Raw genomic sequence first — 19,488 nt, 5'->3', positions numbered from 1 at the left:
TTATTCATATTTTTATATGCTGTGATAATTTATTAATGTAAAGAGAACGGATTAAGAAGAAGAAAATGATCTCGATAATCCCGAAAAAGGTGAGTACGATACATGTCTCTTTTAATAAGGAGAAAGAAAACATGCTTTGTAAAAACTTAACCGCAAATAATGTGTGAACACCAGCAACGATATAAGGAACGAAAAATAAAATTCCTAATTGAATCGTTGCAGAGCGAAACATTTCTGATTCAGTTAAGCCAAGCTTTGTAATCGTAATATACTTTTGTCTTTCAGTTGTTAAGTCATTATACATACGGAAATATAAAACACTAGCTGCTCCGATAAAGAAAATAAAGCCGAGAAATGCCCAAATAAAGAATTGAGCGACTGCATTTCCTTTACTATGAACGAGTTCATCCGTAGCTGTATAAATATAAAATGGTTTAATGAAATCTTCTTCATTTTTATGTGCTTCATACAAGGTTTCTGCATCATGATTTAAGCTTTTTAATATATTTTTTGTTGGGACAATTGCATTTTCCCAATTTTCCACGAAGTAGTTATAGACTGTAATTGTTTCAATATGAGGAATCATATTTTCAATTACTTCATCTTGCATCACAATTAAGTGAGGTAATGCAAAGGGAGGCTCAATTCCTCTATTAATAAAACCTTTAATTTGAAATTCCTTTTTATTAGAGCCAAGTGTAATCGTGTTCTGCTTCGCAAATGGGTTAGACACGAGATTTAATAACACTGGTGAATAGCGAGAAATATTATAAACTTGTGAAGAATCGAGAGTGATTTTTGGTCTGTTTAATTGCTGTGCTATTGCGTTATAATCACTCATTTTCATAATGGCAATTGATTCTTTTGAAGCTGTATCTTTTAAAACGGTAAATTTATATTTGTCATATTGAAAATTAGCATTTGTAAGTTCAGTTTCAATCGTAGTAATATGCTTTTGTTCAAATGCATTAACACCTTCTGATGTATAGGTGAATGGTATTGGATATCGTTCTAGTATGGGTGCTTTCGTATTATTGTTTGCAGCAAATAACCCGATAATAATTGTAAATGCAAGTGCAGATAGCATAGAAACAATAAAGAGTACATTAATATTACTGCGTGTACGAGAAACTAAATCTGAAATCCATAACATATTTATTTGTTTTAAATAAAACTTTCTTCGTTTCTTTAAAATATAGATAAAGAGAAGAAATGTTTGTGAAAAAAATAAATACGTCCCAACTACTACAAGCGGTAAAATAGATAGCATAATTAAGAATACAGATCCATTTTGTGCATTTTTTTCCGTTATGTAGCCTTGCGGATAACCAGCAATATAATAGCATAGTCCTAAACAAGTTAAAGCAAATAGTGAAATCAGTATAGATGGTTTTTTTTCGCTCTTCTCTTTGTTAACGCCCTTAATAAGCTTCGTTGTTTTTCGAGTACGAATAAACATTGGTGTAAATGTAGAAACGATTAAAAATAAGATGATAAACGTTACGGTTGTAACGATAATCGCTTCTATTGGCCAATATAAATAGAGACCTTTCGCGTTTGTTAATTTCGAAGTGACTAATAAGAAAAAGTTAGAAAATACAAGTCCACCTTGAATGCCGATAAAGATAGACAATATCCCGATTATCATATTTTCAGTAAATAACAGTCTCTTTAATTGTCTCTGTGAGATACCGAGAATGGTGAGTATCCCGAATTGCTGCTTCCGTACATTTAAAAATGTTCCAATTGAATATAAGAGAAAGAAGAACGAGAACATAACAATCACAAGCTGTGCTGTACTAGCTAAGTTCATTAGAGGATCACGTTCTTGGAAACTTTGTACACTTTGTAACCGCGGGTGATACGCGTATACAGTAAATGAAAAGAAAACCATGATAGAAAACGCACTACTTACAAAGTAGGCGAAATATGCTTTCGAATTACGTGAGACATTTTTAAATGCGAATTGCCAAAATGTCATCCACGTCTTCCTCCTAATAATGCTAAAACATCTAATATTTCTTGATAAAATTTCTCACGGTACAATCCGCGGTGTAGTTCATTGTAAAGCTCTCCATCTTTAATGAAAATAACACGGTTACAATAACTTGCTGCAAACGGATCGTGCGTAACCATTAAAATTGTTGCATCTTCTTCTTTATTTAATTTCGTAAATAGCTCCATTACGTCAATTGCCGCTTTTGAATCTAAGTTTCCTGTCGGTTCATCGGCAAGTAGAAGTGAAGGATGATGAATGACAGCACGTGCTACTGCGGTACGCTGTGCTTGTCCCCCGGAAACTTCAAAAATACGCTTGTCCAAAATATGATCAATTCCAAGCTTTTTTGAAATGTTATCAAGCTTTTCATCCATTTCTTTTAATGGAACATTATCTAATGTTAAAGGTAGTACGATATTTTCACCGATTGTTAGTGTATCTAGTAAGTTAAAGTTTTGGAAAACAAATCCTAACTCTTGGCGACGGAAAATAGCTAACTTCTCTCTACGAAATGTGTGCGGTTTTTTTCCGTTAATCACGACATCACCTGAAGTCGGAGAATCGATTGTAGAGATAACGTTTAAAAATGTAGATTTTCCGCTACCAGATGGTCCCATAATGGCAACGAATTCCCCTTTATCCACGTGTAAATTTATATTTTTTAAAGCAGTATGAGGGACTTTTCCCTCATATACTTTTGAGACGTTTTTTATGTGTAATACTTCTTCCATAGTAATCACCTTTCTACTTTTTAAAACTTAATGTGTTGTGATAATTTTTGCATATAAAAGGAACGAATTAAAAGGAAAAATAAAATTTCAACTGTTCCAAAAATCAACAGTACGACTGTAATTTCAGCGAAGAACGAGAGATGTAATATTTCTTGTAGCATCTTTGTCGCAAACATCGTATGGATTGATGCCATAATGTAAGGTACGAAGAAAAGAATCGCAAGCTGAATTGTCGCTGAACGTTTCATTTCAGTCTCAGTTAAGCCGATTTTCGTAATCGTTATATATTTTTCTTGCTCATTTGTTAAATCTGTATACATTCGGAAGTAAAGAACACTACCAGCACCGATAAAGAAAATAACACCTAAGAAAGTACCAATTAAGAAGAATGAGGCAACATTTAGTTTTTTCTTATATAGAGAATCGCTCGCTTCACTTGCATGGAAAGGTGGGTGCTCTGCTTGAATTGCTGCATTATCGTTATCGATTTTTGTTATAAACGATGAACCGATATTATGTGCTTTTTCCCAATCCGTAACTTTGAAGTTATATACACTCATTTGTTTGGAAACGGTGGATAAGGCTTCTACATTTTCATCAGATAGTATGAGTAATTTGTATATTAAGCTGTTTGGGAATGGGCTATAACTTTTATATTCTTTCACTTGTAGTTGTAAATTGTTTTGAGTAAGTGTAAGAGTATTTTTCTGTTCTTTATTATGAAGTGTTCCAATAACTTGATCATCTAAGTCTTTCATAAGAATATAAGATTCATTCTTATTTACCGTGAGCGTTTCCCAATTTAAAGTCTTAGCAAGTACATTATAGTCACTTTGTTTAATTGCGTAATAGAGCTGCGTGTTATCTTCAGCTGAAGATACTTCATATATATCCGTTTTAAATTTCGTATAAGTAAAATGCTCTTCATTAAATTTCTGCTCTAACCAGTTTAAATGTTCATCAGCTAATGTATTTTCAGTATGCGATAAATACGTAAACGGGAAAGGGTTTTGTCTAATCGCATCAAACTTTGTAAACTTCCCGAATCCATATAAGAATGTAATCATTGTAAAAGCGAGCGTCGATAGCATCGCTACAATAAAGAGCATGTTAATGTTTGTCCGAATACGTGATGCTAGATCGGAAATCCAAAGCATATTAATTCGTTTCATATAAAACGTTCTTCGCGTTTTTAAAATACGAATAAGTAAAAAACTAATTTGTGAAAAGAAAAAGTATGTTCCAGCTGCAATAAGCGATGGGATGACAAATATACTAGAGACGGCATATAAAAGCCCAATGATGTCACCTAGCGACATAAAATACAACGGATTTGCGGCTAACGCATATCCACATATTAAACACGTCGCACCAAATAGAGAGATGAGCACGGATGCTTTTCTTTCTTTTTGTTGTGTTCCTTCTTTTAAAAGACGTACGGCTTTTCTCGTACGAATGAGCATCGGTGTAAAAGATGATACGAGAATGAAGAGCCCAAGAAAGATGATGATAGTTAAAACGATAGCACTTGTAGGCGGATATAAATATAAACCAGGTACGTGTGTAATTTTGGCGGTAACTAATAAAAAGAACTGTGAAAAGACAACTCCAAGTTGAATGCCAAAAAATATAGAAAGAGCACCAATTAACATATTTTCTATAAATATGAGTCGCTTTAATTGTTTTTGAGATATGCCAAGTACTGTTAAAATCCCGAACTGTTTTTTTCGTACTTTTAAAAACGTCCCGATTGAATACAGTAAAAAGAAAAATGAAAAGAACACAATGACAACTTCTGAAATTGTCATTAATATGTTCAGAGAATAATTTACGTCTGTCATATGCAATTTCGGATGAAATAAATAAACTGCAAATGAGAAAAAGATTGCGATGGAGAACGCACTGCTTACAAAATAGGCGAAATAAGCTCTGGCGTTCCGCGTCACGTTTTTAAATGCAAACTGCCAAAATGTCATTCACCTGAACCTCCTGATAGGGTGAAGATGAGAAGAGCATAAGAAATACTCTTTTCATCAAGTTTGTTTTAAATATTTTGTCCACTCGTGTATTGTGATAATTTTTGCATATAAAGTGAACGAATGAATATGAAAAATACGATTTCAACGAATCCAAAAATAATAAGAACGGCTGAAACCTCTTTGAACAGAGATAAACCAATTACATCTTGTAGCATTTTTGTTGCAAACATTGTATGAATGGATGCCATAATGTACGGAATGAAAAATAAAATACTAAGTTGAATGGTTGCAGATCGTTTCATCTCTGTATCTGTTACACCGATTTTAGAAATCGTTATATATTTCTCTTGTTCGTTCGTCAAATCCGTATACATTCTAAAGTAAAGAACGCTACCAGCTCCAATGAAGAAAATAACTCCTAAAAATGTCCCAATTAGGAAAAATGCAGCACTGCCTGATGTTATTTTGTATAACGATCCTGCTGATTCAAAGGAACGAATAAGAGGTCCTTCATACTGGGATTTATTTCGATCTTTTTGCACTTTTTCTATAAAATTATCAGCAATTTCATATGTCTGTTCCCAGTTTTGAATTTTGTAATTGTATGCTGATATATGCTTTACGGTGCTAGGTAAGTTATTTACGATAACATCAGGCAAAACTATCGTTTGATATGAAAAGCCAGATGGAATTGCATTCACATGCTCATAGCCTTTCACTCGTAATTTCGTATTTGTACTAGAGAGTGTAATGTAATCTCTTTTGTAGCTTTGCTCAAATTCGTTGAATATGGTGTTATAAGATGTCCCTGTTAGCACATATGCTTCGTTATCATCCATAAATAGTTGTTTCATTCGTAAAGAATCTGCAAGTTTGTTATAGTCACTTTGCTTAATTGCGTATACGTCATTATAAATAGCTATATCTTTATCTTCTTTTAGTGGTGTTTCATATATATCAGCTTTTATTTTTTGATAGGGGAAATGCTCTTTTTGTAATTGTTGCTCAAGCCAATTTAAATGCTCTGTAACAAAAGGGTTCGCATCATAAGAAAAATAAGAAATTGGAAAAGGAGAAGTTCTATTCACCTCTAGCTTAATAAATTTCCCGAATCCATATAGAAACGTAATCATTGTGAAAGCAATTGTAGATAGCATCGCTACAATAAACAGCATATTAATATTCGTTCGAATACGGCTCGCTAAATCCGAAATCCAAAGCATATTAATCCGTTTCATATAAAACTTCCTTCTTTTCTTTAAAATATAAATAAGTAAGAAACTAATTTGTGAAAAGAAGAAATATGTTCCAATTGTAACAAGCGTTGGGATAACGAAAATACTTGAAACCATATATATAACACCGATTTGCGGGCTTACTGATACGAAATATTTAGGATTTCCAGCTAACGCATAACCACCAAATAAACAAATCGCACCAAATAATGAAACAAGTATGGATGGTTTTCTTTCTTTTTGTTTTCCACCATTTGTTTTTAAAAGGTGTACTGCTTTTTTTGTACGAATAAGCATTGGTGTGAATGCAGATACAATGATAAAAAGACTAAGGAAAACAATGGTTGTTAAAATAAACGCGTTAGTAGGCCCGTATAAATATATTCCTGGAACATGGGTAAGTTTGGCTGTTACTAATAAGAAAAATTGAGAAAAAACAACTCCAAACTGCATGCCGAAAAAGATAGATAAAATCCCGATTAACATATTCTCCATAAAAATAAGACGATGTAATTGTTTTCTCGATATTCCTAAAATGGTCAAAATACCAAATTGTTTTTTTCTAACTTTTAAAAAAGTACCAATGGAATATAGTAAAAAGAAGAAAGAGAAAAATACAATTACTACTTCTGAAAATATCATTAATCCTGAAATTTCAGAGGTCATGTCAAAGTTTTGTAATTTCGGATGGAATAAGTAAACAGCAAACGAAAAGAACACAGCAATGGAAAAGGAGCTACTTACAAAGTAAGCAAAATAAGCTCTTGAGTTGCGCGTGACGTTTTTAAATGCAAATTGCCAAAATGTCATAGATTATACCTCCGGCTAGAAGATATAGAAGTAGTTGTATTGCAAAAAATGTATGAGAGTGAGTTCTCATACATTTTGCTTGCATATGTTACGATCATGCTTCGGTCACCTTCTCCGTATGTTCTGCTTGATTATTTGCAGCGTTGTGGAAGATGATTTTAATCGTCGTTCCTTTACCAACTTCAGAATCTAGTTTGACAGAGTGACCTAAATAATCACAAATTTTACTTACAATATAAAGGCCCATACCAGTAGATTCTCCGAATGCGCGACCGTTTTTCCCAGTGTAAAATGGTTCAAATACTCTTCGAATATCTTCTTGCGGAATACCAACACCTTCATCGCGAACTTCTAAAATAATATCTTTTCCGTTTCGGTAAGCAGATAAGAATACCTTCTTTCCGCGTTCCCCAGAGTAACGAACAGCATTTGTCATTAACTGATAGATGATAAATTTTAGCCATTTCGCATCAGAAGCAACTTTTAAATCAGAATGGACTTCTAAAACAGGGAAGACACCATTACGAATGAATAGTTCTTTTAATCCGTTAATATTTTTTGTTACCGTATCTTTTAATGAAATCGTCTCGACATGGAAATCTTCATGGAAGTTATTTAACCTAGCCATGTATAAAGCCATATCAAGTCCTTGGTTTAGACGCTCTAATTCTTTTTTAAACTTTGGAATTAAATGCTCGTCTTCCATTTCTAGCACCATAAGCTGCATAACAGAAACAGGTGTCTTCATTTGATGTACCCAATGGTTAATGAATAATTGATGTTCTTGTTGTTTTACTTCATACGATTGTAGTTCTTTTTGGAATAAACGGTACTGCGTACGTACGAGTTCATTGACACCGTGAGGCATCGGAGCAGTTGCTCTTTCAATAAACGCATCTTCCATTTTTTCTGGTTGCTCACTTAATCTATGGTACATTCTACGATTGCGAACGTAACGATAAGCGAGGAAACAAATAAATAAGTATAGGCTTAAAACGACGAAGTAAAATTTATTATTTTGAAATCCGTCTACTGCATCATAAAGAACGAAAATGATACCGAAGTTTAATACGTACAGTAGAAAAAATGCAAAATGATCACGTAAAAATAGCTTCATGCTTATTCACTCCAAGTTGCGTTAAAGCGATATCCAAGTCCACGTACTGTTTCAATAGAGTTCTCAATGCCAAGCTCATTAAACTTTTTACGAAGACGTGTAATGTTTACGTTTAATGTATTTTCCTCAACGAAACTTTCGTCATCCCAAAGCGCAGCTAATAAATCTTCACGGCTCGCTGTACGAGGGAATTTAGATAATAACATTTCTGCTAAAATTGCCTCTTTCTTCGTTAAAAGAACTTGTTCAGATCCAAAATGAATTTCTGGACGTTCAGGGAATAGTTTTAAACCTTCTACTTCAACGATACGTTCAGAAATATTTGGTGCATAATCACCGTAAATACGGCGTAATTGTCCTTTAATTTTTGCCATTACAACGTCGTAGTGGAATGGTTTTGTAATGTAATCATCCGCACCGCTTTCAATTGCCATAATTTGTTCCATCTCACCAGCACGCGCTGAAATGAAAATAATTGGACAAGTAGATTCATGACGAATTTGACGGCACCAGTAGAAACCATCGAATTTCGGTAAGTTTACATCAAGTAAAACAAGATGTGGTTTCACTGCGTTAAACGATTCCATAATATCATCGAAATTCTCCGCTACCACAGCCTCATAACCGTACTTCTGAATGTGAGATTGCAGTAATGATGAAATATTTGGATCGTCTTCAACGATTAAAATTTTATACATATGTATATTCCTCCTCAAAAAAACAATTGTAGCTATAGTGTATCATGTGTTTCAAGTCTTTTCATTATGTTGAAAGATAAGCTAGTAAACAGTATAGGTTAAAAGTGAGAAAAGTAAAAAGGGCGCTGGATGAAATTGACAAATAACGGTAATTGGTTTAATATTTAGATAAATATCTAAATGTCTAATTATCGAAAGGAAGAAAGACATTGAATCAAGCATTCAAAGCATTAGCAGATCCAACAAGGCGAAAAATTTTAGACTTATTAAAAGAAGGCGATCTAACCGCTGGTGAGATTGCTGAACATTTCAATATGACAAAACCAAGTATTTCACACCACTTAAATGCACTTAAAAATGCTGAACTTATTCAAGATGAAAAGAAAGGGCAATTCGTTATGTACTCTTTAAACACAACGGTCTTTCAAGATTTATTGACTTGGGTGTTTACATTTACGAATAAGGGGGAAGAGGGGAAATGAAAAAGCATCTTTTTGCAATCTTATTAATTGTTATAACTTGTTTAGCTTGGGCGTTTGCTTGGCCACATTTACCGGATACAATTGCAACGCATTGGAGCGGCGGTAAAGTAGATGGATATTCTTCTAAATTGTATGGAATGCTTTCTATGGTTGGAATTATGATTGTTTTATATATTTTTCTAAACGTGTTACCAAAGATTGATCCAAAGAAAGCGAACTACGAGAAGTTTTCTAAAGCTTTTATGATGATGAATAACGGGATACTACTGCTACTATTTGTAGGGAATATAGATATTATTACAAGTGGATTAGGATACAATTTATTCATTAATCGCGTGCCGGAATTATTAGTGGGTATTTTATTTATAGTCATCGGAAACTATTTACCACAATGTAAACCAAACTACTTTGTAGGTATAAAAACACCGTGGACATTAAGTAACGAAGAAGTGTGGAGAAAAACGCACCGTTTTAGCGGAAAGGTGTTTGTTGCATTGGGGATCATTATGATTTTAAGTGTTTTTGCACCAGTGGCGTGGAAATCTTTCGTAATGGTTGGAATTATTATTGGTGCAGTAGGATTAACGATGGGATATTCATATATTGCTTATAAAAAAGAAATAGGGGCCTAATAAAAAATTATGGGGGAGAGAGGATGAAAAGACACGTAGTACCATGGAGTTTAATTATTGGCATTGCAATTGGATGGTATATTGTATGGACATATTTACCAGAACAAATTCCACGCCATTATAATGCAGCAGGAGTAGTAGATGGATATTTTTCTAAAATAGAAGCAAGTTCATTCTCGATAGGTAGTATGGTAGTGCTCTATATGATATGGCTAGTTTTTGGATTCATAAAAGATAAGTCTACACAGCAATCCAAAGTTCTTTCAGCGATTAATTATGCCATTCTCTTTATCGGATTTGGATGTAACATATTTGCACTATTAGCAGCGTCTAATTATATTGCATCGGGCTCAATTGCATTTAATTTTGGACTTGGAACATTGTTTCTTGTACTAGGTAATTACATGCAACAAACGAAGCCGAACGGGTTAGTAGGCATTCGAATGGACTGGACATTAGAAAATCCTGTAGTTTGGAGAAAAACACATAGATTTGCTTCGAGGGTATTTGTAATAGGTTCACTTTGTATATATGCCGGGGCTTTGCTTCCAGATCCATTTAATATTTTTATGGGGATTGGAATCATATTAATATGTATTATCGTATCAACAATAAAGTCATATAGTATTTATAAAGAAGAGTTGAAAATGTAAATAAAGCTGCTTTTCCTTTTAGGGAAGAGCAGCTTTGTTTTTTTTATCACTTCTTCAAAACCGGTATCCAAATTTCACTTTTAAAGTTTGGAGAAGATATATCTTTCTGTTCATTCCACAATATTTCCGGTCCTTCCGCTAGTTCATAGTTCGAAGAAGGGAACCATTCAGAATAAATACGTCCCCACACATTTTGTAATGCATCAGGAAATAGACCGACAGCTTCAAATATAGCCCATGTTGAAGCTGCGACTTCAAGTTGCGCGAATTGCTCTGGACAATCCTTTGTTGTGGCTACTCCAATATAGTAATCAAGTTCTCCTTTTTCCTCCATTCTTCCTTCAGAAAAATTAGTAGAAGCACTAATAATTCCAGTAGGTTCAATGTTCGAAAGGGACTTTAATGTTTGAATAGACTCTGGGTTTAAACTTTTCCACATAGAAGCAATTTCTTTATTTACACCGTTAAAAACGATTGGTACTCGTTTTGTAATACCTATAATTCGAAATGGCTCTTTTTCTTCAATTCGATAATTCATTTCATTTCCTCCTTGAATGGATAATTGGAAGGTCATTGGTGAATAAGCCTTCAAAGAATGGCTACTATTTCGGGCTTCTGAAGGTGTTATATCGTGCAAGTTTTGAAATGCACGAGCGAATGAATCTGGTGAGTTGTATCCATATTTTATAGCGATATCAATGACTTTTACATTGCTGTTTTTTAGTTCAAAGGCAGCGAGAGTAAGACGTCTACAGCGAATATAATCAGATAGTGATATACCTGCTAAAAACGAAAACATTCTTTTAAAGTGATACTCAGAACAAAGAGCTAGCCTCGCAACTTCTTTAAAATCAATTTCATTCGTAAGGTTATCTTCAATATAGCGCATTGCAGCATTCATATTTTTAAGTGAATCCATATTATGACCTCCTCTGTACATAGAATAGCAGGAACGAAATAGCTCCATCCGACATTTCGTGCACAACTTTGTAGGTGCATTTTTCACCTTACAAAATTGTAATGTTCCTGTAAGGAGAATGAATGGATGGTATGATATCCCAATGTTATAGTAACAAAGTACTTTAATTCATTACGTTAACTTTTTGATTTCTTTACTTATGTGCCTTACATAACTGTCATGTTTGTGTAAGAAACATCGATAGTGGCAAGAGTAGAGAGTGTATATAGTTGAAAATAGAGAATAGAAGAAATGAGGGATGTCGAGATGAAAACAGTATTAGAAGCAAAAAATATTGAAAAAGTATATGACACGGGTGGTAATAAATTTGCAGCGTTAAAAGGTATTAACTTACAAGTAAAAGAAGGTGAGTTCGTTGGAATTATGGGACCTTCTGGTTCTGGTAAGACGACTTTACTAAATGTTCTTTCTACAATTGATAATGCGACGAACGGTGAAATTTTAATTGATGGAAAAGATATTGTGAAAATGAATGATGATAAGTTAGCATTATTCCGCCGCGATCATTTAGGCTTCATTTTCCAAGATTATAACTTATTAGATACGTTAACAGTGAAAGAGAATATTGCTTTACCACTTGCGTTATCAAAGGTGAAAGCGAGTGAGATTGATCGCCGCGTTCTTGAAATCTCAAAGAAATTTGGCATTGATCATATTTTAAGTCAGTTCCCATATCAAGTATCTGGTGGACAGAAGCAGCGCTGCGCAGCATCACGTGCAATCGTTACGAATCCAAGTATGATTTTCGGGGACGAGCCAACTGGAGCGCTTGATTCTAAATCTGCAACAGATTTACTTGAAAGTATGAAGTCATTAAATGAATATGATAACTCAACAATTTTAATGGTAACGCATGATGCATTTGCAGCAAGTTATTGTAAACGAGTTATTTTCATTAAAGATGGTGAACTATATAAAGAATTGCACCGTGGTGAATCAACGCGTAAACAGTTCTTCCAAAAAATTGTTGACGTAATGTCTTCTATTTCTGGAGGTATGGCTGATGACCTTATCTAGCATTGCCCTCCGCAACATACAGCGGAACTTTAAAGACTACTTTGTATATTTCGCATCTATGATTTTTAGTATCGTTATTTATTTTACATTTAAAGCACTGCAATATAATTCACAAATGGAAAAAGCAGCAGAAGCTTCTAAAAAGATTAGCGGAGCGTTCCAAGTTTCCAGTGTGATGCTTATCATTTTCGTAGCAGTGTTCATTATATATTCGAACGGATTCTTTACACGTAAACGTAAAAAAGAAGTTGGCTTATATTCGTTATTAGGTATTCGTAAAAGACAAATTGGTAAAATGCTCTTTTATGAAAATATGTTAATGGGATTAATGTCATTAGTAATCGGGATTGCGATTGGTAGTGTCCTTTCGAAATTATTCCTTGAGTTATTAGTAAATATGATGGGATTAAATTTAAATGTTCATTTTGAAGTACCGATGGCTGCTATTATTGATACAGCAATTATTTTCTTTGTGATTATTTTATATACATCACTTCAAGGATATCGTTTAATTTATCGCTTTAAGTTAATTGAACTTTTCCGTGCAGAACGTGAAGGAGAAGCAATGCCAAAAGGATCTGTCATCATGGCATTAATTTCAGTTTTCTTAATCGGTTCAGGTTATTTTTTAGCGCTAATGTACATGAAAGCAGTTATGTATGCAGACTTTATGGTCGTTGCATTATATATTTTATTAGCGACAGTAGCAGGGACTTATTTACTGTTCATGTTCTTCACAGTATTTGTATTGAAACGTGCAAGAAATAATAAGTCAGCATTTTATAATGGTATGAATATGGTAACGACATCGCAGTTACTATATCGTATTAAAGGAAATGCGAAATCATTGGCGACAATCGCTATTTTAAGTGCAGTTACATTAACAGCGGTTGGTACGTCAGTTACGATGTATTACAATACATTTACGCAATCAAAAGTTGCTGCGCCGTATAGTTATTCCTATGAGAAAAAAGATGCAGCATTAGATAAAAAAGTAAATGAAATACTTGCTGGAGAGAAGAATAATCACCCAGTCACATATGAATCAGAAGTTGAAATGATTCCTGTGAAAGGAACATTTAAAGGTGAAAGAGCTGATCAAGTTCTGAACACACACTATAATGTTACGAATCAGTACCAGCTTATTTCTCAATCAAGCTTTAATAAACATGTGAAACATTTAGATGTAGAACCTGTAAATTTGAGTGCGAATGAAGCTTTCGTATATGATAGCTTATATATTGAGAAACTTGATTTTGGTCCTCTTTATACAGGAAATACAGCTGTATTCCCTGTTGGAAATGAGTCAAAAGAATTAAAAATTAAAGGTGTAAATAATAGAAGCCTTACAAATTTAAATGAACTATTTGTAATCGTTCCTGATAAAACATATGAGCAAGTGAAACAAGTAAACGAAACGCGTACTGTAAAAAATATTGATGTAAAAGGTGAGCGAAATAGTAAAGAGTTAACAGCAAAATTAGCAAGCATTATGCCAGCTGGAGAATCAGAAGTTTTAAAACCATTTAACGATTTCTATACAGGATTCCAAATGGGGCTTGAAACGACAGGCTTAATGATGTTTATTGGGTTATTCTTAGGATTAGTATTCCTATTAGCAACAGGCTCAATCATTTACTTTAAACAATTAACAGAAGCAAGTGCTGACCGTGATCGTTACATTGTCCTTCATAAAGTTGGTGTAACGAAGCAAGAAATGAAGAAAGCTATCGCAAAACAAGTAAGCTTTATCTTCGCTATTCCGTTAGTAATCGGTATTTTACACAGTTTATTTGCACTAAAAGGTTTATCAAATATATTACCATTTGAAATTATGATTCCGCTTCTCATTAGTATTGGAGTATACGGTGTCATCTATATTGGATATTACTTCTTAACGGTTCGTTCTTATTATAAGATCGTGAGTGCGAAGTAATAAGGGGCAGCTATCGCTACACGCGATAGCTGTTTTTTTTATTCTTCATAAAATCTTAAGAAACTTCCTCAATTTTTATTAAGAAACGATAGTTATACTTAGACACAAGTTAAAAACTATCGAACGAATGAGGAGAGGTTTACATGCAGCTCATTACATTTTTACATGAATTTATAAAGCATCCAAAACATACTGGTGCAATTGCGCCAAGTTCAAAAATATTAGCAAAGAAAATGGTCGATGTAATTGATTTTAATAAAGCGAAATGTATTGTAGAGTTAGGGCCTGGCACAGGGGTTTTTACGAAAGAGATTATGAAGAGAAAAAAGAAGGAAACGATATTTCTTCTTATTGAAATTAATGAAGTATTTTTCAAAGAATTAAAAAGAAAGTTTAAAGATGAGCAGAATGTCATTGTTGTACACGGTTCAGCTGAAAATATAAAGAAGTATATGGGGGAGCACAATATAGAATGCATTGATTACGTTTTATCAGGGTTGCCTTTCACTTCTTTACCAGAAGAAGTTTCAAAGCGCATTTTAAATAATGCGATGGAAGCGATACATGAGAATGGTGAGTTCATTACATTTCAATATTCACTTGTGAAAAAAGGGTTTATACAGCATTTCTTCCCTGAAATTACACTAGAAAAAGTATGGCTTAATTTCCCGCCAGCCTACGTCTTTAGTTGCAAAAAAGAACTAAGGAGAGCATATGCATAATGGAATTACATGAATTATTATCTTATATTGAACAATACGGTTATTGGGCTTTATTTTTCTGTTTATGGTTAGGGATTATCGGTATGCCAATTCCAGATGAAATGATTGTTATGAGTGGTGGTTTCGTATCTTCAGTAGGTATATTAAGTGTTGTTCCTTCATTCGTATTAACATATTTAGGTGTTGTATCAGGGCTTTCTTTAGGATATATATTAGGGAAGGTTTTTGGAACGAAGGTACTCCATAAATTAATGAAAAAGAAAAAAGCGAAGTATTTGATGAAATCACAAGAAATGGTTGATAAATACGGACAGTACGCGTTAGTTACAAGCTATTTCATACCAGTTGTAAGACATATCGTACCGTATTTAGTTGGGATGAATAACATGTCATTTCGGATATATGCTTTGTATTCCTATACGACAGGATTTGTTTGGACACTCGTTTATTTTGTGCTCGGTTCTTTATTTGGACAACATATTGAAAGGATTGTAGCAGCTGCGATAGAGTATGGTTTGTATTTTGGCGGGAGTATTGCATTGATTGTGAGTGTGTTTTATTTTTACAGACAAAAAAGAAATACAGTGATGAGTAAATAAAGGAGGCGGCAGCCTCCTTTTATTATTAATATGGCTTTATTTATCGAAGTGCTGATGCAAAGCCCTGTGACATTAAGAAAAAGTTAAGAAACCGCACGAGTTTTTATTAAGAAATGCTCTCTATACTTAGAAAGGTCTTATAGAAAAACATAATGAAAGGCGGAATATAGATGAAAAGATTTATTTTAGGATCATTACTTGTCATCATAGCAGGAGCGGCATATTTGTTAAATGGGAGTGCTACAGTAGATTCCATGAATCCGTTTCTTAAATTAGAATATCGTTATGCGGTAATTGATAACGATGGAAAAGATTTAGGTGGAAATAAAGGCCGTGCATACACAGTGAACACATATGATAAGGATGGAAACGAAAAAGAGATAACAATTGATGGAGTGGATACATTACAAAAAGGTTCCTACTGGCATGTAATTACGAGAGGAAAGTCTGTGCACGATAAGGTACAAATAGAAGAAGAAATAATTCCTGATGGCGCGAAGGTGAAGTTAGGATTGTAAGTATAAACCCGGTTCTAGATGAGAGAATCGGGTTTGTTATTTTATGGTAAAATGATAAAGGGGGAGGGCGAGAGGTATGCTACTCATTGTTAGCCTTATATTAATTGGGATTATGTGCAGTATGAGAATAGTATCCTTACATATGATAGAGCGACAAATGATAGAAGAGCGATATGTATATTGCCCAAAATGTGATGCGAAAATTAGAAAAGGGAATTCGGCTCCTTTTTGTTCGAAATGTAATTTAATATTTTAACTATATTAAATCCAAAATCAATTCTTATGATTTTGGATTTTTCTTTTTAAGAAAATATTAAGAAACCCCATTACTATTTGTTAAGAAAATGTATCTATACTGAATTCTGTTGCTTAAAGAGAACATCACGAATTATAACAGGAGGTACAAATAGATGAAAACAATGTTAGAAGCGAAAGGGATTTCGAAAATATATGATACAGGCGGGAATACGTTTGAAGCGTTGAAAGATATTCAACTGCAAGTGAAAGAAGGAGAGTTTGTCGGTATTATGGGACCGTCTGGTTCTGGTAAGACGACACTTTTGAATGTTCTTTCTACTATTGATACGGCTTCAAAAGGTGAGATTTTAATTGATGGAAAAGATATTGTGAAGATGAATGATGATGAATTGGCACTTTTTCGCCGTAATCATTTAGGATTTATTTTTCAAGATTATAACTTATTAGATACGTTAACAGTGCGAGAAAATATTGCATTGCCACTTGCTTTATCAAAGGTGAAGGCGAGAGAAGTAGAATCTCGCGTTGAGGAGATTGCAAAGAAGTTTGGGATAGATCATATTTTAAATCAGTATCCGTATGAAGCTTCAGGCGGACAAAAACAACGCTGCGCGGCATCAAGAGCGATTGTAACAAATCCAAGTATGATTTTTGGAGATGAGCCAACTGGTGCGCTTGATTCGAAGTCAGCGACGGATTTATTAGAAAGTATGAAGACATTAAATGAAAAAGATCTTGTAACGATTTTAATGGTAACGCATGATGCGTTTGCGGCAAGTTATTGTAAACGAGTTGTATTTATTAAAGATGGAAAGTTATATAAAGAATTACATCGCAAAGAGATGACAAGAAAACAGTTCTTCCAACAAATTATTGATATGATGTCTTCAATCTCTGGGGGTGCGGCAAATGAGCTTATCTAGCATCGCCCTTCGTAATATAAAACGAAATTTTAAAGATTATTTTATATACTTTGCTTCCATGATTTTTAGCATCGTCATTTATTTTACGTTTAAGGCGTTGCAATACAATTCACAAATAAGTGAAGCTGGAGATAACATTGGACGAGGATTCCAGCTTGCGAGCGTAATGCTCATTATTTTCGTTGCAATATTTATTATATATTCGAATGGTTTCTTTACACGAAAGCGTAAGAAAGAAATAGGTCTTTATTCTTTACTCGGTATTCGAAAAAAAGAAATAGGTAAAATGCTGTTTTATGAAAATATGTTAATGGGTTTATTATCATTAGTAATCGGAATTGTAATTGGTAGTTTACTTTCAAAAGGATTCCTAAAGCTACTTTTAAATATGTTAGAGCTACATGTAAATGTTCATTTTGAAGTACCAGTTGGAGCGGTTATAGATACAACAGTTATTTTTTGTCTCATCATTTTATACACATCGTTTAAAGGATACCGCGTTATTTATCAATTTAAGTTAATCGAGCTATTCCGTGCAGATAACGAAGGCGAAGTCATGCCAAAAGGTTCGAAAATAATGGCTTTCATTTCTTTATTATTAATTGGATCAGGTTATTTCTTGTCAGTAACGGCTATTAAAAATGTGAGCGGTGATAACTTTATGCCCCTTGCACTTTACATTTTATTAGCGACAGTACTTGGAACGTATTTATTATTTATGTTCTTTACCGTTTTTGCATTAAAAAGAGTGCGAAATAAAAAATCCGCATTTTATAACGGAATGAAAATGGTTACGACGTCTCAGTTACTATACCGCATTAAAGGAAATGCAAAATCGTTAGCAACAATTGCCGTATTAAGCGCAGTAACGTTAACGGCGGTTGGAACTTCTGTAACGATGTATTACAACACATATATGCAGGCGAAGAAATATCATCCAGTTAGTTATTCTTATGAAAAGAAAGATATGGAATTAGATCGTAAAGTAAATGAGATTTTAAAAGAAGGACAGAATGAAGTCATTCATCAATATGAATTAGAGACGGTAAAAGTAGTAGGAGAATACGGTGATGGCACTTCATTACAATCAAGAACAACAGAACTTATCGCGCAATCATCATTTAATACAATCGCAAAATATTTAAATGAAGAAACTCTAGATTTAAAGAAGAACGAATTGTATGCATTTGATGGCATGTACAGTGAAGGTAAGAGAGATAGTGGCGTATATAAAAATCGAAAAGCTACATTCCCAATTGAAGAAGTAGCACCAGTACAAGTGAAAGATGTACAAGCAAAAAACATTACAAACTTATATGAACTTCTAGTTGTCGTTCCGGATGAAGTGTATGAGCAAGCAAAGAAGACAATTGGCTCTCATACTGTGAAAAATATTGATGTGAAAGACGAAAGAAATAGTAAAGTGTTAACGGAGAAATTAAAGAAAGTAATATCGGAAGAAGATGCAGAAGGAAGAGAGCAATTCAGTGACTTCTATACAATATTCCGCAGCGGTATTGAAACGTCAGGGTTAATGATGTTTAGTGGTATATTCTTAGGACTTGTATTTTTACTTGCAACAGGCTCTATTATTTATTTCAAAAAATTAACAGAAGCACATGCAGATCGTGAACGTTACATCGTTCTTCGAAAACTCGGTGTCACGAAAAAAGAAATGAAAAAAGCCATTGCGAAGCAAATGAGATTTATCTTCTTTATTCCTTTAGTAGTTGGTATATTACACACTTTATTTGCGCTCAAAGGATTAGCGACAGTTATTCCGTATGAAATTGCAGTTCCGTTACTAATTAGCATCGGGGTGTATAGTGTTATTTATATTGGTTATTATTGCTTAACAGTTCGTTCTTATTTCAGGATTGTTAGTAAATGAAAATAAGGTATACAGTTTTTGAAAAAGCGAAAGAGAGCGTAGTGAAAATTATGTTCTCTTTCGCTTTTTTTAGTTAAAATGAGGTGTGCATGAAAATGGTATTTAAATGGAGTGTTATTTCTTTCTATGGGAATGGGTTGGCTTGAAATTGATTAAGGCGTATTAACAAAGATGTTTCATCATGTTAGTGAAGTGGCTTGGAAGTTAAACCATAAAGTGCTACTGATGAACGATAAAGGAAAAACTGTATGGATGTTAACCTTTTTAGAGAAAGATATCCCATTATTATGAAGTCTTTCGCAGAGATGG

18 protein-coding genes are annotated in these 19,488 nt (G+C 33.8%); 11 read left to right on the top strand and 7 right to left on the bottom strand.

Annotation, left to right across the window (positions count from 1 at the left end; all coding sequences use genetic code 11):
* Positions 1-4: 4 nt before the first annotated feature.
* The 6 genes from ACTFN4_RS06610 to ACTFN4_RS06585 form a co-directional block, all read right to left on the bottom strand.
* Positions 5-1,981 carry an FtsX-like permease family protein gene (locus ACTFN4_RS06610; RefSeq protein ID WP_439962156.1) on the bottom strand — a complete coding sequence of 659 codons (1,977 nt, stop codon included), beginning with the start codon at positions 1,979-1,981 and terminating at the stop codon, positions 5-7.
* A complete protein-coding gene (locus ACTFN4_RS06605) occupies positions 1,978-2,730 on the bottom strand; it encodes an ABC transporter ATP-binding protein (RefSeq protein ID WP_000393250.1) in 753 nt (250 codons plus the stop codon). Before ACTFN4_RS06605 ends, ACTFN4_RS06610 begins: the two co-directional genes overlap by 4 nt.
* Before the next feature lie 20 nt (positions 2,731-2,750).
* Entirely contained in the window at positions 2,751-4,706 is a 1,956-nt protein-coding gene (locus ACTFN4_RS06600; RefSeq protein WP_439962155.1) for an FtsX-like permease family protein, read from the bottom strand.
* Between the two features lie 68 nt (positions 4,707-4,774).
* Positions 4,775-6,754, bottom strand: a complete 1,980-nt coding sequence (locus ACTFN4_RS06595; protein WP_000145051.1) for an ABC transporter permease — start codon at positions 6,752-6,754, stop codon at positions 4,775-4,777.
* 94 nt (positions 6,755-6,848) lie between these two features.
* Entirely contained in the window at positions 6,849-7,871 is a 1,023-nt protein-coding gene (locus ACTFN4_RS06590) for a sensor histidine kinase (RefSeq protein ID WP_000765341.1), read from the bottom strand.
* A 2-nt stretch (positions 7,872-7,873) separates the two neighbouring features.
* Positions 7,874-8,569, bottom strand: coding sequence for a response regulator transcription factor (locus ACTFN4_RS06585; protein ID WP_000276738.1), 696 nt, complete (start codon positions 8,567-8,569; stop codon positions 7,874-7,876).
* Between the two features lie 209 nt (positions 8,570-8,778).
* Here ACTFN4_RS06585 and ACTFN4_RS06580 point away from each other — a divergent pair, with 209 nt between their 5' ends.
* The 3 genes from ACTFN4_RS06580 to ACTFN4_RS06570 are packed head-to-tail and all read left to right on the top strand — an operon-like array spanning position 8,779 to position 10,336.
* Complete coding sequence (locus ACTFN4_RS06580) at positions 8,779-9,051, top strand: autorepressor SdpR family transcription factor (RefSeq protein WP_001070523.1); 273 nt, start codon at positions 8,779-8,781, stop codon at positions 9,049-9,051.
* Entirely contained in the window at positions 9,048-9,683 is a 636-nt protein-coding gene (locus tag ACTFN4_RS06575) for an SdpI family protein (RefSeq protein ID WP_000716355.1), read from the top strand. Before ACTFN4_RS06580 ends, ACTFN4_RS06575 begins: the two co-directional genes overlap by 4 nt.
* A 23-nt stretch (positions 9,684-9,706) precedes the next feature.
* Positions 9,707-10,336: an SdpI family protein gene (locus ACTFN4_RS06570; protein ID WP_000820685.1), complete on the top strand. Its 630-nt coding sequence runs from the start codon at positions 9,707-9,709 to the stop codon at positions 10,334-10,336.
* A gap of 46 nt (positions 10,337-10,382) precedes the next feature.
* On the opposite strand, the gene ACTFN4_RS06565 is transcribed toward ACTFN4_RS06570, so the two are convergent.
* A complete protein-coding gene (locus ACTFN4_RS06565; RefSeq protein WP_439962154.1) occupies positions 10,383-11,255 on the bottom strand; it encodes an AraC family transcriptional regulator in 873 nt (290 codons plus the stop codon).
* A 306-nt stretch (positions 11,256-11,561) separates the two neighbouring features.
* Here ACTFN4_RS06565 and ACTFN4_RS06560 point away from each other — a divergent pair, with 306 nt between their 5' ends.
* The 8 genes from ACTFN4_RS06560 (at position 11,562) to ACTFN4_RS06525 (ending at position 19,179) form a co-directional block, all read left to right on the top strand.
* A complete protein-coding gene (locus tag ACTFN4_RS06560; RefSeq protein WP_000859655.1) occupies positions 11,562-12,332 on the top strand; it encodes an ABC transporter ATP-binding protein in 771 nt (256 codons plus the stop codon).
* A complete protein-coding gene (locus tag ACTFN4_RS06555; protein ID WP_000176150.1) occupies positions 12,319-14,268 on the top strand; it encodes an ABC transporter permease in 1,950 nt (649 codons plus the stop codon). Before ACTFN4_RS06560 ends, ACTFN4_RS06555 begins: the two co-directional genes overlap by 14 nt.
* A gap of 143 nt (positions 14,269-14,411) precedes the next feature.
* A complete protein-coding gene (locus ACTFN4_RS06550; RefSeq protein WP_001176066.1) occupies positions 14,412-14,990 on the top strand; it encodes a class I SAM-dependent methyltransferase in 579 nt (192 codons plus the stop codon).
* Positions 14,990-15,589 carry a DedA family protein gene (locus ACTFN4_RS06545; RefSeq protein ID WP_000418943.1) on the top strand — a complete coding sequence of 200 codons (600 nt, stop codon included), beginning with the start codon at positions 14,990-14,992 and terminating at the stop codon, positions 15,587-15,589. The genes ACTFN4_RS06550 and ACTFN4_RS06545 overlap by 1 nt, the downstream gene beginning before the upstream one ends.
* A gap of 170 nt (positions 15,590-15,759) precedes the next feature.
* Entirely contained in the window at positions 15,760-16,107 is a 348-nt protein-coding gene (locus ACTFN4_RS06540; protein ID WP_000819387.1) for a YxeA family protein, read from the top strand.
* A 76-nt stretch (positions 16,108-16,183) separates the two neighbouring features.
* Positions 16,184-16,363 (top strand): hypothetical protein, encoded by a 180-nt coding sequence (locus ACTFN4_RS06535; RefSeq protein ID WP_000924676.1) that lies wholly within the window; start codon positions 16,184-16,186, stop codon positions 16,361-16,363.
* Between the two features lie 154 nt (positions 16,364-16,517).
* Positions 16,518-17,288 (top strand): ABC transporter ATP-binding protein, encoded by a 771-nt coding sequence (locus ACTFN4_RS06530; protein WP_000855633.1) that lies wholly within the window; start codon positions 16,518-16,520, stop codon positions 17,286-17,288.
* Positions 17,275-19,179, top strand: coding sequence for an FtsX-like permease family protein (locus ACTFN4_RS06525; protein WP_439962153.1), 1,905 nt, complete (start codon positions 17,275-17,277; stop codon positions 19,177-19,179). Before ACTFN4_RS06530 ends, ACTFN4_RS06525 begins: the two co-directional genes overlap by 14 nt.
* Positions 19,180-19,488 lie beyond the last annotated feature (309 nt).

This window comes from Bacillus cereus group sp. MYBK95-2 (assembly GCF_051915225.1).
GTDB classification, from domain to species: domain Bacteria; phylum Bacillota; class Bacilli; order Bacillales; family Bacillaceae_G; genus Bacillus_A; species Bacillus_A cereus.
Note: the sequence above shows the minus strand (reverse complement) of the source record. Positions and strands in the feature narration are given on the sequence as shown.